We start from the raw sequence: 14315 nt of genomic DNA on the forward strand, positions 1-14315 counted from the left end.
TTTTTCAAATAACCGTACTTTTGCCCCCTATGCGTAATTGGTTACTTTGGGGGGCATGGCTGTTCTTATCCACTATCACGAGAGGGCAACAGATAGTGCGCATCGACAGCTCATTGAACGAACACATTTTCACCTATTCCCAGATCGAATACCTGAATGATCCGCAAGGCAACCTGCGTATCCACGACATTACACAGCCTGCCGTGCAGGCGCAATTCCGCCCCAGCCTGGAAAGCACGCCACAGAACCGCCAGCTCGGCGCCGTTCGCTGGTACCGTATCCGTATCGGCCACAACCCCGAAGCAGACAAATACTACCTGCTCGAATTCTTCGATCAAACTATAGATGATATCCAGGCCTACCTGCCCGATACCGCCGGCCATTTCAAAGAAGTGCAACTCGGGGCCCGATACCCCTTTGCCCAAAGATGGTTTCGCCACAAGAACTTCGAAATACCCCTGGACAACTTCCGGCATGACAGCGCCGTCTATTATTTCAGGATCCAATCCTCCCAGACAGCGGATATTATAATCGTCCTGCGCTCCATCGACCGTTTCGTAGGCTATGCGCTCTCCGAATACCTCACCTTCGGTATCTTTTATGGTATGATCCTCATTTTCAGCTTTTACAACCTGATCATGTTCATCGCCATGCGGCAGCGTCAATACCTGTATTATGTATTATATGTGATGAGTGTAGCCCTGTACGAACTATGCACTGATGGTATTGCCTACCAGTTGCTCTGGCCCAACTGGCCCCTCTGGAACCAACAGGCTTTCGCCTGGCCACTCCTCACGATGAGCATTTTCGCACTCCTGTTTACCAGCAGCCTGCTCCACCTCAAAGTCCGGCATCCGTTTCTTTACCGCATGGTCCATGTTGTCATTGCACTCCGGTGCCTTTACTTCCTGGCATGCCTCCTGATCGACCCATACTGGTTTAATTATAAATTTATAGAGATCCTTCCCCTGGCGGTCGCTTTCTATACCGGCATCTACGTGTGGGCCAAAGGCTACCGGCCCGCCCGGTTTTTTGTACTGGGCTATGCATTTCTCTTCCTCGGCTTTATGCTCAAGTTCTTCATTATGCTGGGCTACACCTGGCTGAACTTTGGGGCTATCAGCTATTATAGCCTCAGTTGCTGCTTTATATTGGAAATGTTCTTCCTCAGCTTTGCCGTTGGCGATAAGGTGCGCCTCCTAAAACGCAAAAGAGACAAAGCCCACCGCCAGATGATCCGGCAAATGACGGAAAATGCCCGGTTGAAAGACAACCTGAACAAAGAACTGGAGGCACAGGTCAAAGCCAGAACCCGGGAAATCTCTGAACAGGCTGCGGAGATCTCCCGCATGAACGCCCTGCTGGAGCAACACAATAAGCAATTGCAAACCAATGTAGAAGAGGTGAGCCGTGCCCGTGCCCTCTCTACCTCCCTTGATTTTGAAGAGTTTAGCAAGATCTATCCCGACAAGGAAAGCTGCCTCCGGTTCCTGGCCGACCTGAAATGGACAGGCCCTTTCCATTGCCGCAAATGCGGGAACGATAATTATTATCCCGGCCATCAGCCCTTTAGCCGACGCTGTACCAAATGCAGCTATGAAGAATCAGCTACCGCATATACAATCTACCAGAACATCCGTATTCCTATTAATAAAGCCTTCTATCTCACCTTTTTAGTTTACAGCAGTAAGGGAAAGATCTCTTCCCACAAACTGTCCGAAATCCTCGATATCCGCCAAAGTACCTGCTGGTCCTATGCCTCCCGTATTACAAAAATGATGGAAGAAAGAAAAAAAGCCCTCAAAAATGCCAGCGGACAAGGATGGAGTCTCCTTGTATTAGATGATCGGGAAGATAGTTGACAATAGCAACAAATTATTTTTAAATGGTATTAAACCGTATCAGGGTTTTCCTCCCAGATATAGGGAAAATCATTATGTAATGCGTCATTATCAAGCCTTTTGAAGCGTATTGCCCAACGGTATTAAAGCGTATCAATTATTTTATAAGTTACTTAAATTCAATTGTTTACGATAAAATATTTTTGATCGGAACTTGTAAATACCCTTAACTTTATCCGCACAAAGCGTTATGAAATTGACATCAGCCAACTGACTCAAGTCGTATCCTTTCCACAAAATCAAACCAGACGTAAACACACATTATGAAAAAAAGGGTAACATTCCTGACAGCCTTCCTGTTAATGTTATGCTGCCAGTTGTTCGCACAGGAGAACAGCAACATCAGGGGACAAATCAAAGACAGTAAAGGAAATGCCTTGCCTGGTGTCACCATCAGGGTCAAAGGTACCAACCAGGGAACCACCAGCCAGGGCGATGGCTCCTTTAGTCTCTCTGCTCCCGGCACCGCCACTTTAGAAGTTTCCTACGTAGGCTACACCTCCCAGGAAATTGCTATCAACGGCCGTTCCAGTATCAACATTACTTTATCAGACGGTAAAACTGACCTGGGTGAGGTAGTCGTGATCGGCTACGGTACCCAGAAGAAACAGGACGTCACGTCTGCTATTTCCGCTGTATCCACCAAAGACATTTCCAGCCGTCCCATCGTGAGCGCTGTCGAAGCTATTACCGGTAAAGCCCCGGGTGTACAGGTGTCTGTACCTTCCGGTCAGCCAGGTGGCGACCTCTCCGTGAGGGTGCGCGGTATTGGCAGCCCGAACGGCGGTGAACCACTCTACGTGGTAGACGGAGTGCTGGCCAGCGATATCAAAACCATCGATCCCAATACCATCGAGTCTATCTCCGTGTTAAAAGACGCTTCCGCGGCCGGTATCTATGGTGCGGCCGGTTCTACGAACGGTGTGGTGATGATTACTACCAAGCAGGGCTCCAAAGGCGCCATGAAAGTAGATGCAAACGTATACACCGGTATGCAGCAGATCGTAAAGAAACTGCCTGTACTGAACAACGACCAGTGGGTAGACCTGATGACGGATATACACGGTGCTAAACCAAGCCTGCCTTCTTATTATAATCTCGATTCTACCAACAATAACTGGCAGGACCTCATCTACCGCAAGGCCATGCAAACCGGCGCAAACGTAGGTATGTCCGGCGGTTCTGAAAAAGGTACTTATTACTTCAATGTGGGCTACCTGAACCAGGACGGTATCATGGTGGGCTCCAACTTCAACCGTTATTCCGTAAAACTGTCCCTGGACCAGAAACCCAGGGATTGGTTACGCATTGGAGGCAACATCAGTTACAACCGCTCTTATCAGCGCTCCGTTCCACAGAACGCTTCTACCCAGAACGGCGGTGCGGTGATCGCAGCCCTCGTTACACCGGAATATATTCCTATTAAGATGCCTGCGGGCGCTCCTTATCCCGGCGTGTATGGTTACAGCAATTTCTTCTCCGGCGATAACCCGTTGTCAGATATCTGGCAGTCAGAAAACAAAACCACGGCCAACAACCTCCTGGGCAACGTGTACACAGAGATTTCTCTGCCGTTCAATATCAAGTACCGTAGCCAGTTCAACGCCATTATGGAAGATTCCCGCTACGAATGGTTCCTGAACCCTTACACCAGCCTGTATGGGATCTCCCTCACTGGTGCAGGCCGTGAAAACACTTCCGAAGTATTCCGCTACAGCTGGGATAATACCCTGACGTACGACAAGCACTTTGGAAAACATGCACTGAACGTAGTAGTCGGTACTTCCGCCCTGGAAGAAAAAATCGCTACCGGTAGCCAGTATGGAACCGGTTTCGCTTCCGGCACCGTGACAACCCTGAATGGCGCAAGCACGAATTATTCTATCGGTACCGGCCGGTACGACTGGACAACCAATTCCTATTTCGGTCGTGTCATGTACGCTTACGCTGACAGGTACCTGCTGACCGCTACCCTGCGTGCAGATGGTTCCAGCCGCGTAGGTGTTAACAACAGGTGGGGTACATTCCCAGCAGTATCCGTAGGCTGGAAAGTGAGCCAGGAGAAATTTATGGAAAACGTCACCTTTGTACAGAACCTGAAGATCCGCGCTGGTTATGGTGCTACCGGTAACCTGCCACCCTATACCATGCTGTATCCTACCTACAGTCTGCTGAGTGCTGGTTCTGCCTACTCCTTTAACTCCGGTGCAGCGCTTCCCGGCGTGAGCCCTAGCAGCCAGATAGGTAACCCTAATCTGCGCTGGGAAAGTGCCAGGCAATCCAATATCGGTTTTGATGCGAGCTTCCTGCAATCCAGGATCACTTTCTCTGCTGACTATTACTACAAGAAAGTGGACGACATGATCTTTACCCAACAGTTGCCACTCACCACCGGCGGCGCCACAACCGCTGTCAACCTGCCGGGTCATGACATCAACAAAGGGGTGGAACTGAGTGCAAACGCAGTGATCGTAGACAAGAAAGACTGGGGTTGGGACCTGAGTGCCAATATCTCTTTCAACAATAACAAGATCACCGGTATGGATTCAACTACTTCTTACCAGACAGGTGGTGTAAGCGTAGGCGGTAGCAAACAACCTATCTACACAGGCCTGATCAGGAACGGTTATTCCCTCGGTACCTTCTGGGGTTACAAAGCCCTGGGCGTAGATCCGCAGACGGGCAATATGGTATACAGTGACAACATGATGGACCTGGGCAACGCATTGCCTAAATATACTTACGGTATCAATTCTAATTTCCACTATAAGAACTTCTCACTGGATGTATTGTTCGACGGGGTACATGGTAACAAAGTGTACAATGAAACCCGTATGGAGATCGAAAATCTCACCGGCTATACGAATGAAAGCGCTGCAGTACTGCGTCGCTGGAGACAGCCCGGTGATGTAACTGACATTCCGCGTGCAAAGGACAACGGTAGTACCAATGCTACAGCAGCCGCATTACTGCAAAGCCAGATTTCCAGCAACTACGTAGAAGATGGTTCCTTCTTCCGCCTGCGCAGCGCAACACTGGCCTACAATGTAGATGCGTCTCTGCTGAAACACATCGGTATCGCAGGACTGCGTGTATATGCTACCGCACAGAACCTGTTCACGGTGACCAAATACAAAGGCTACTATCCTGAAATCAATGGTTTCGGTACAGGTACCAACAACCAGGCCACCAATGCCGGTTCCAGCGCAAGTCTGATGACACTGGGTGTAGACAATGGTACGTATCCTGCAGCAAAGACCTATACCCTGGGCCTGAATGTACAGTTCTAACCGCTTTAATCCTGGAAAAATGAAAAAACAATTCTTATATACGCTTTCTTTCGCCCTGGCATTTGCTGCCTGCAAAAAGAGCTTTCTGGATAAAAAACCTGAATCCGATCTGAGCACAGGAAGTTTCTATGCCTCTGCAACAGATGCAGAAGAAGGACTGACCGGTGCTTACCGTGTAATGGCCAATGGCAATTTCTTTCAGTACGATAACCTGATGAATACAGATGGCCGCTCAGACAACTGCTATGTAAACGGTGATAATACCGCTGCTGAACAGCCACTGGAAATGTTTACCTACGTGGCGACCAATACCAATATACAGCGCGACTGGCAGGAACTCTATAACAACATCCGTGCAGTCAATGCCGTCCTGGATGCCGTACCTGGCCTGAACGCTGATGAATGGGCCGGCACTACCCGCAAGGCACAAATACTGGGTGAAGCCCGTTTTCTGCGCGCCATGAACTACTACTGGTTAGTCACAGAATGGGGAGATGTACCATTGATTACATCAGAAGATAACGGAGGTAACTATTATCCTTCCCGTGCTGCCAGTACAGAAGTTTATGCACAGATCATTACGGACTTAATGTACGCCGACAGTACGCTGGCCACTTCTCCTTACAAAGGACAATATGGCCGTGCTACAAAAGGTGCTGCCGATGCCATGCTGGCAAGAACCTATGCGCAGATGGGAGATTATACAAACAGTCTCAATTATGCAAATAAGGTGATTAACAGCGGAACCTACGCTTTGGTAGGCAACTATGCGAACCTCTGGGGATCTGCGAACAAGAACAACAGCGAAGCCATCCTCGAGATCCAGTTTTCCGGTAGCACCTACAGTTTCTGGGGTGCGGAAATGTTCGCCTATGTACCATCTGATCAGTGGGCAAAACGTAACATCGGTTCTTACGATTTAATCCAGGCTTTCAAAGCTGCCGGCGATACCCTGACCCGTTATAAAACAACGTTCAACTGGCAGGTGGCAAACGCCAGCTTTAACAGTCCGGCCAATGCCTGGGACTATACAGCTAAAGTACCATTTATGAATAAATGGCCTGATCCAAGTGGCTGGAACAGTACCGATAACATCACACTGTTACGCCTGGCAGATATCATACTGCTGGCAGCAGAAGCGAATAATGAACTGGGCAATACCGCTGCCGCTACTACCTTGCTGAACCAGATCCGTACCCGTGCAGGTTTGCCCAACACAACTGCGGCCACAAAAGCAGACCTGGCGATGGCTATCCTGAATGAAAGAAGACTGGAACTGGTGAATGAAGGTACCCGCTGGAACGACCTGTTGCGTGCAGAGAAAAACGGATACCTGAATATCGTTACACTGATGAATAGCCAGAAGAACGAATCCGGTGCGACCATCAACTATGGTGTGAATACTGACAAGCATCAGTATTTGTTCCCGATCCCACAGCAGGATAGGTTGTTGAACAAGAATTTAAGCCAGAATGCAGGATATTGATCATTGTTTATCCTATCAAAGGAGCCTAACTTCTCAGCGGGAAATTTCAACCGTTCCCGCTGAGAAATATATTCAATTGCGATTCTAAAACACACAACAACATGCATTTTGGAAAACGTCTGCTAACGGTGGCTATGGTGGGAGGGATCATTTGTCCCCTCACACAGGCACACGCGCAGAAAAAAACAAAAGCCGCGCCACCGGTAAAAGTGGTGGCTTATGATTCCGCGACGATTAGTTCAAGAGTAGAAGCTTTACTGGCAAAGATGTCGCTGGAAGAAAAGGTCGGCCAGATGGCACAGATCACGCTGGATGTAGTCGGCAAAGGACCGAACCGTTTCGCAAGCTTCGATCCGCTGGTGATCGATACCGCAGAAATGCAGAAGGCGCTGGTAAAATACAAGATCGGTTCTGTACTGAACACCGCTAATAATAAGGCCCTGACACCCCAGCGTTGGTGGGAGGTAGTGAGCTATATTCAGCAGGTATCAATGAAGGGAAATGCGTTGCAGATCCCGGTGATCTTTGGTATTGATGCAATTCACGGAGCTACATATACGGCAGGTGCGACATTGTTCCCTCAGCAGATTGCACAGGCAGCTACCCGAAACAGGGCGTTGGTGCGCAGGGGTGCAGAGATAACAGCGTACGAAACACGGGCCAGTAATACACCATGGGTATTTTCCCCGGTGCTGGATTTAGGTGCTGATCCACGTTTCCCGCGTATCTGGGAGTCTTTCGGTGAAGACCCTTATATCGGTGCACAAATGGGTCATGAGATCGTGAAAGGATATGAAGGCGAGAAAAATGATGTGAACGATGTGACCCATGTGGCGGCAAGTATCAAGCACTTCCTGGGGTACCAGGCACCTGTGTCCGGCAAAGACCGTACACCGGCGAACATCAGCCAGCAACAGCTGTATGAGTACCACCTGCCTGCATTCAGGGCAGCGGTAGCAGCAGGAGCACATACAATTATGATCAACTCCGGTCAGATTAATGGTATTCCTGTACATGCGAATTACGAAATCCTTACCAAACTATTGAAAGAAGAACTGGGCTTCAAAGGACTGGCTGTAACGGATTGGGCAGATATTGAAAACCTGTATCGCCGTGATCATATCGCGGCTAATGATAAGGAAGCTATCATGCTGGCGATCAATGCAGGTATAGATATGTCTATGATCCCTTATAACTACGAGCCTTTCTGTGATGGACTGGTTGCGCTGGTGAAGGAAGGTAAGGTGTCACAGGCCAGGGTGGATGATGCAGTACGTAGAATACTGCGTGTGAAATTTGAGCTCGGCTTGTTTGAAAAACCGGTTACTAACTATAAAGACTATCCTGAGTTCGGAAGTAAGGAATTTGAAAAAGCCTCCTACGATGCAGCTGCAGAAGCCATTACATTGCTGAAGAATGAAGGGAATATATTGCCGCTGGCAAAAGATGCAAAGATCCTGGTAACCGGTCCTAATGCAAATGATATCAGGACACTGGATGGTGCGTGGAGTTATAGCTGGCAGGGAGAAAAGGTACCGCTGTTTACAGCCCGGTATAATAGTATCCTGGCGGCTTTAAAAAAGAAAGCAGGTGCCGGGAATGTGACTTATGTGCCGGGAGTCAGTTACAAGGCAGGTGGTAAATGGTATGAAGAAGCACCTGATCGTATGGCTGAAGCTGTCGCAGCGGCAAAGAATGCTGATGTGATCGTGCTGTGTCTCGGAGAGAACTCTTATGCGGAGAAACCCGGTGATCTGAATGACTTGTATATAGGTGATGACCAGACGGCGCTGGCGCAGCAACTGATCGCTACGGGTAAGCCGGTGGTGCTGGTGCTGACGGAAGGTCGTCCGCGCATAATCAGCAGGTTTGAGCCAGGTGTCAAAGGAGTGGTATTAGGGTATCTGCCGGGTAATTTTGGTGGCGATGCGATTGCAGATGTGCTGTATGGTGATGTGAATCCTTCCGGTAAATTGCCGTATACTTATCCACGTTATCCAAATGCACTGATTGGCTACATTCATAAGCCATCAGAGGAGCAGACAAAAGCAGAAGGTGTGTATAACTATGAAGCAGATTACAACCCGCAGTATGCGTTTGGGAGTGGGCTGAGTTATACAACTTTTGAGTATAGCAACCTGCGTGTAGGGGTAGAGAACCGTGTACTGAAGGTAAGTGTGGATGTCAGGAACTCCGGTAGCAGAGCAGGCAAGGAAGCGGTAGAAGTGTATACATCAGACCTTGTGGCGACACTGATCTCTCCGGATGTGAAGCGGTTGCGTGGGTTTGAAAAGATATTGTTACAGGCGGGTGAGAGCAGGACGGTAACCTTTGATATTCCTGTAGAGCAACTGGCTTTTGCAGGAATAGATGGCAAGCCGGTACTCGAGCCGGGTGATTTTGAGGTGCATGTGGCAAAGCTGACGGCGAAGTTCACGTTGTAAATTGAATGGAGGGTGTTTCAAAGACAGGTAGCTGGTAAATCAGCTTTTGAAACACCCTCTTTATAATTCTTAGTGAGAGACCGGTGTAGGTGCTTTCAGGCTACTGTTACTGTCTTCAATTTTTTATTAATACGGAACTGTCCCGGTTCCCGTTTCTCAACTTTTCTATCATGAAAAAATGGTTGTATGCCGGATGCGTGGCATCGGTACTGGCTGGTTGTGCCCAGAAAAAAGAGAATGCAGCAGTTTATCTGACAACAGCGGATGAAAAACAGTTATTTCAGCCGCAAACAGCGCTTGAACAGGCGAAGGATACGGCATTAATAAACGTGAAAGTAGACACCAGTCTCCAGTACCAGGAGATAGAAGGATTCGGTGCCGCCATGACAGGATCCTCGGCCTATGTAATGCAGCAGTACATGACGGCACCAAAGCGTAAAGCGTTGCTGAACGAACTATTTGATGCAGACAAAGGTATCGGCATTAACTATATCCGTCTTTCAATAGGTGCATCTGATTTCTCAGTCTCTCCTTATAGTTATGATGATATGCCGGCGGGTGAGCGGGATGATAGTCTGCAACACTTTAGCCTTGCTAAAGATACGGGCGCTTTAATCCCGGTATTGAAAGAAGTAGTAGCCATCAATCCATCTATTCATATAATGGCTACCCCATGGAGTGCACCTGGATGGATGAAGACGAGCGATAAACTGGAGGGGGGCTCGCTACGTCCGGACGTATATAGTGCCTATGCACAATATTTCGCGAAATACATCCAGGCAATGGATAACTATGGTATCAAGGTGACTAGCCTGAGTGTACAGAATGAACCGCAGTACGAGGCGGCCTATCCCACCATGAAAATGACGGCGCCTGAACAGCTGACATTTATAAAGGACCACCTGGGACCGGTATTACAGCAGAAGGGTATCAAAACAGAGATCTTGTTATTTGACCATAACTGGAATAGTCCGGAGTACCCGATTTCTATCCTGAGCGATTCCGTAGCTGGCAAATATGTGGCTGGTGCGGCTTTTCATTGTTACGAAGGGTCTGTGGGAGCCATGAGCCAGGTGCATGACGCTTACCCTGACAAGGGGTTATACTTTACAGAATGCTCCGGTGGTAGCTGGGCACCTGATTTTGCGGGTAACCTGAAGTATATGGTGGGTAACCTGATGATTGGCACCGTCAATAACTGGTCAAGGAATGTATTGCTTTGGAATATGGCACTGGACGAGCATAACGGGCCAACGACCAATCAGCCTGGTCCGGCAGGAGAGAAGGTAAACAGGGGATGTATGACCTGTCGGGGGGTAGTAACGGTGAAGTCTGATAGTGGTGCCGTGGTAAAGAATGTAGAATATTATGCACTGGCACATTTCAGCAAGTTTGTACGGCCGGGGGCGAAGAGAATTGCATCCAGCCATCCGGAGGGATTGGAGAATGTGGCGTTTTTGAATAAGGATGGCAGCCGGGTACTGGTGGCGTTGAACACGGAAGATAAGGCGAAGGTTTTTTCTGTGCAGGATGGGAGCAGGGTTTATCAATATGAGCTGAAGCCGGGAGGGGTGGTAACATTGGCGTGGAAATAACCTGAATGCGGTATTCGGGGTTGTGGTAGTGTAGTTGAGATGAACACGGTGTAGCACTTCTGTGATGTAGGCCAGGGAAAATAGCCGGAAACAACGTGTTCTGTCACCTTAGCTCGGCCGGGAATAACCAGAAAGTGGCATCTCCTCTGATGTTATTTAAGCCATAATATCCCAAAAGCAGCTTTTTCTGTGATTATGCTAACTTTAAAATAACCTAAAGCCGCATGTCCTCAGGTCACCAGGGGCATGCGGCTTTCGAAAATTACACGGTTCGTGGGATACTTTTTATATGTGGCTAAACATATATTTGTAATAGAAATACTGTAAAATCTACTATAACGTTGATTTGCACCCCCTTTAGCCTTCCGATTGCCGGGAGGCTCTTTTATTATTCATTCATCCCTCTTTACTCCTGCGGAGGCAATGCCAATCCCCACTCTTTCAGCTTCTCCACCGTCTTCTCATAGTTTTCATGCAACAATCCATTAATGCCTAGGCCTTCAGCCACGTGAATAAACATGGAACGATCCTCCAGGTATAACACTTCCTGCGGGCGAACGAGTGCAATATCCAGTGCGATCCTCCAGATATCAGCATCCGGCTTACGGAAGTGCACGAAACAGGAAGAGATAAAGAAGTCTACAAATTTATCAATACCAAAAGTACGAATGCGGTATTCATTCAGCTCCCGGCCTTCGTTATTCACGATAGCGATCTTTAGCTTATAATGCTCTTTCAGCTTGCAGATCAGGTCTATCATTTCAGGATACGGTGTCGTACGGCTGTACATGAACTCTTTGAAGTCGTTCCTTGTAAAATCCCTGTGCTCATAAAATACAATTCTGGTAAGGTACTCGTCCAGTGTCAGCTTACCTTCTTCGTATGTGTCGAAGGTGAGGTGGTGTCGTTCTTCCAGTTCAATAATGTCCAGATCAAAAACTTTTGCTGCTTCTTTGCGGGCTGCGCGGTCCCAGCCATTGCTTAATAATACGCCGCCAATGTCAAGGAAGAGTGTCGTAATCTTTGCCGAATGCTGCATGGTATGAATGTTAATTTTATAGAATAATTTTATTGCAGAATGATGTAAAGTATGTCTGCTATTAGCAATTGAAAGAGTATTTTGTTGCTTGTTTTTAATACTGACGGCAGTAGCCTGAGCGATCGTTTAAAGACAGGTTATCATTTCCCCTCAATCACTTCACCGGCCGTTTCACAAAATGCGGCAACCGAATCGCAATCGGTACCGTCACTATCACCAACACCGCCGCTATAAAAAACGTATCCTGTATCCCGTAATGATGCGCTACCGCCTCCGTATACCCTTTCCCATCAGTATAATACCGCATAATATACTGCTGCAGCAACCCACTGAACGCAATTCCAATCGTCCCGCTCAACTGCTGGATCAACGAAAACATAGACGACGCCTGTGCCACTTCCTCCGGCAGCACCGCACTCATCGCCGCCGCTGTAATAGTCGACACCAGCAGGCCAATTCCGATTCCCCGTACAACCATCGCCGAAATAATAGGAAAGAGATTCGGCGTATTCAACTGTGACAACTGCACCATAGAGATTGCGACCAGTAATAACCCCGCCACAATCAACCTCCGCGGCCCGAACTTATCCGAGAGTGACCCGGCAATAGGCGTTACCAATGCCATCACCGCAGAAAACGGTAAAATCAGCAGTCCCGAAGCAATCTCCGAAAATCCCAGTTGCCCCTGCAATAAAAACGGCAATAGAAATAACCCGCCATAAATCGCCACCGATCGCACACTTGTGATCAGGATACAGTAGGTATAGATCCGGTGTCTGAAAATATGAAGATTAAAAAGTGCATGCTCATTTGGCAAACTACGCCTGATAAATACAACAATTGCGATAATACTGACAACAAAAGGGATCCACACTGCCAGCGAAGTAAACCCTTTATCCGGCAATACCGCCACCGCATACTGAAACAATATAATGAATACGGTAAATAAACCAAACCCGCCCGCATCAAACTTCGCCGGCTGGCGGACAGACGCTTTTAAGAAACGTAAACTATATGCAGCAATCCCAATCGTTAAAATCCCGATAGGCAGGTTAATATAAAAGATAGAAGGCCACCCGTAAATATTGGTGAGCGTACCACCCAATGTCGGTCCTATAGCAGGTCCGGCAATACTCCCCAACGACCACCATCCCATAACTTTTCCCCTTTCTTCGGGTGGGAAAACCAGCGTAAGTATGGCCATCGCAGTAGGGGTAATAGCTCCGCCGCCAAAGGACTGGATCGCCCTTGCAGCAATAAGTTCAGGAAGGCTGTTAGAGATCGCACATAACAGGGAGCCGAAAGTGAATATTGACAAACTGATCAGGTATAATGCGTAAAAACCGATCTGTTCCTTGAGCCAGCTGGTAAGGGGCATAAATACACAAAACCCCAGCATGTAGGCTACAATCACCCATTCTATTGCATCCAGTCCCACCCCAAATTGTGCGCTCATCGTGGGGAGGGAAACATTGACGATACTACTGTCTATTCCCGCCATAAAGGTCCCCAGGATCAGGGGGAATAGAATTCCAAAACGTTGCTTCATGTACGACTAAATTATTGAATATTTTCTTCTCGTGAAAAAGACCCTTCAAATAAAGCAATCGATTTTGATACCAATTTGAAGCATGTCTTTTAGCACGACCATGAATGAGCCCGGCTCTTCACCCAACTTGAATTATTTACCTACTTTCGCTTCATGAAAATGACCTTCGCAGATCACGTCATCGATTTTAACACCCATCTTGCATACACCGGCAAGTTGCCGAAAGGCATCCGTATCATGAACCCATTCCGTGAACAACCGCAGGTAATGGACATCATGCAACAATTTTACCGCCGCTTTTACAACGACCATCATCCCCGGCAAATCATTATGGGGATCAATCCTGGTCGCCTGGGTTCCGGTGCTACCGGCATCCCTTTCACAGATACCAAACGACTACAATCCGTATGCGGTATATCCATTTCGGGTATACAAACCCACGAGCCATCGTCAGTGTTTATCTACGATGTCATCGCGGCTTATGGGGGTCCGGAAAAATTCTACCATGATTTTTATTTTGCCTCTGTGTCTCCGTTAGGGTTTACTTCAGTAAAAGAAGATGGTACGGAGATTAATTATAATTATTATGACAGTGCAGAATTGACAAAGGCAGTTTATCCGTTTATGGTAGAGAATATAAGGAAGCAATTGGCATTCGGGGTGGATACCAGTGTGTGTTATTGCCTGGGAACCGGGAAGAATAGTCAGTTTTTGATAAAACTGAATGAAAAAGAGAAGTTCTTTGAGAAGGTGGTACCGTTGGAACATCCCAGGTTTGTGATGCAGTACCGGGCAAAGAGGAAACAGGAATTTGTAGATAAATATTTAGGGGCTTTTGAGGAATATGGCCAAAAGTAAAAAGGTAATTATCGCGGATGTATAATTGCTCGCCGGATATCATTATTTATATTGCCAATTATTACATAAAAATCCAGCAATTGATCGGCAGGCATATAGACCTTTGTGACATGCCAAGAAGGACGTATTAGTAATAATTTCAGTTTGCTTTTT

At 47.7% G+C, this 14315-nt stretch carries 8 protein-coding genes; 6 read left to right on the forward strand and 2 right to left on the reverse strand.

Translation table 11 applies throughout. From position 1 onward, the window contains the following. Positions 1 to 29 precede the first annotated feature (29 nt). The 5 genes from ABDW33_RS29510 to ABDW33_RS29530 all read left to right on the forward strand — a co-directional run bounded on the left by ABDW33_RS29510 (position 30) and on the right by ABDW33_RS29530 (position 10716). The gene (locus ABDW33_RS29510) at positions 30 to 1862 is read left to right on the forward strand and encodes a 7TM diverse intracellular signaling domain-containing protein (protein ID WP_343693692.1); all 1833 of its coding nucleotides are present in this window, start codon (positions 30 to 32) and stop codon (positions 1860 to 1862) included. A gap of 302 nt (positions 1863 to 2164) precedes the next feature. Then, on the forward strand, positions 2165 to 5191 hold the full coding sequence (locus tag ABDW33_RS29515; protein WP_343693693.1) for a TonB-dependent receptor: 3027 nt from the start codon (positions 2165 to 2167) through the stop codon (positions 5189 to 5191). 19 nt (positions 5192 to 5210) lie between these two features. Continuing rightward, the gene (locus tag ABDW33_RS29520; protein ID WP_343693694.1) at positions 5211 to 6677 is read left to right on the forward strand and encodes a RagB/SusD family nutrient uptake outer membrane protein; all 1467 of its coding nucleotides are present in this window, start codon (positions 5211 to 5213) and stop codon (positions 6675 to 6677) included. A 101-nt stretch (positions 6678 to 6778) separates the two neighbouring features. Next, positions 6779 to 9121, forward strand: a complete 2343-nt coding sequence (locus tag ABDW33_RS29525) for a glycoside hydrolase family 3 N-terminal domain-containing protein (RefSeq protein ID WP_343693695.1) — start codon at positions 6779 to 6781, stop codon at positions 9119 to 9121. A 170-nt stretch (positions 9122 to 9291) separates the two neighbouring features. Then, a complete protein-coding gene (locus ABDW33_RS29530) occupies positions 9292 to 10716 on the forward strand; it encodes a glycoside hydrolase family 30 beta sandwich domain-containing protein (protein ID WP_343693696.1) in 1425 nt (474 codons plus the stop codon). A 406-nt stretch (positions 10717 to 11122) separates the two neighbouring features. Here the strand turns inward: ABDW33_RS29530 and ABDW33_RS29535 are convergent, their stop codons facing one another. Then, a complete protein-coding gene (locus tag ABDW33_RS29535) occupies positions 11123 to 11755 on the reverse strand; it encodes an HAD family hydrolase (protein ID WP_343693697.1) in 633 nt (210 codons plus the stop codon). 154 nt (positions 11756 to 11909) lie between these two features. Beyond that, on the reverse strand, positions 11910 to 13304 hold the full coding sequence (locus ABDW33_RS29540; protein ID WP_343693698.1) for an MDR family MFS transporter: 1395 nt from the start codon (positions 13302 to 13304) through the stop codon (positions 11910 to 11912). Positions 13305 to 13457: 153 nt separating this feature from the next. On the opposite strand from ABDW33_RS29540, the gene ABDW33_RS29545 reads away from it, so the two are divergent. Next, the gene (locus ABDW33_RS29545; protein ID WP_343693699.1) at positions 13458 to 14162 is read left to right on the forward strand and encodes an SMUG2 DNA glycosylase family protein; all 705 of its coding nucleotides are present in this window, start codon (positions 13458 to 13460) and stop codon (positions 14160 to 14162) included. The last annotated feature ends 153 nt before the right edge of the window (positions 14163 to 14315 follow it).

The sequence above is a fragment of the Chitinophaga sp. genome (assembly GCF_039596155.1).
In the GTDB taxonomy this organism is placed as follows: Bacteria; Bacteroidota; Bacteroidia; order Chitinophagales; family Chitinophagaceae; genus Chitinophaga.

Excerpts from the sequence above, each read along its gene's own strand:
- ABDW33_RS29540 (WP_343693698.1), bottom strand. The coding sequence starts at position 13,304 with ATGAAGCAACGTTTTGGAATTCTATTCCCCCTGATCCTGGGGACCTTT.
- ABDW33_RS29545 (WP_343693699.1), top strand. The coding sequence starts at position 13,458 with ATGAAAATGACCTTCGCAGATCACGTCATCGATTTTAACACCCATCTT.
- ABDW33_RS29520 (WP_343693694.1), top strand. The coding sequence starts at position 5,211 with ATGAAAAAACAATTCTTATATACGCTTTCTTTCGCCCTGGCATTTGCT.
- ABDW33_RS29515 (WP_343693693.1), top strand. The coding sequence starts at position 2,165 with ATGAAAAAAAGGGTAACATTCCTGACAGCCTTCCTGTTAATGTTATGC.
- ABDW33_RS29525 (WP_343693695.1), top strand. The coding sequence starts at position 6,779 with ATGCATTTTGGAAAACGTCTGCTAACGGTGGCTATGGTGGGAGGGATC.
- ABDW33_RS29535 (WP_343693697.1), bottom strand. The coding sequence starts at position 11,755 with ATGCAGCATTCGGCAAAGATTACGACACTCTTCCTTGACATTGGCGGC.
- ABDW33_RS29510 (WP_343693692.1), top strand. The coding sequence starts at position 30 with ATGCGTAATTGGTTACTTTGGGGGGCATGGCTGTTCTTATCCACTATC.
- ABDW33_RS29530 (WP_343693696.1), top strand. The coding sequence starts at position 9,292 with ATGAAAAAATGGTTGTATGCCGGATGCGTGGCATCGGTACTGGCTGGT.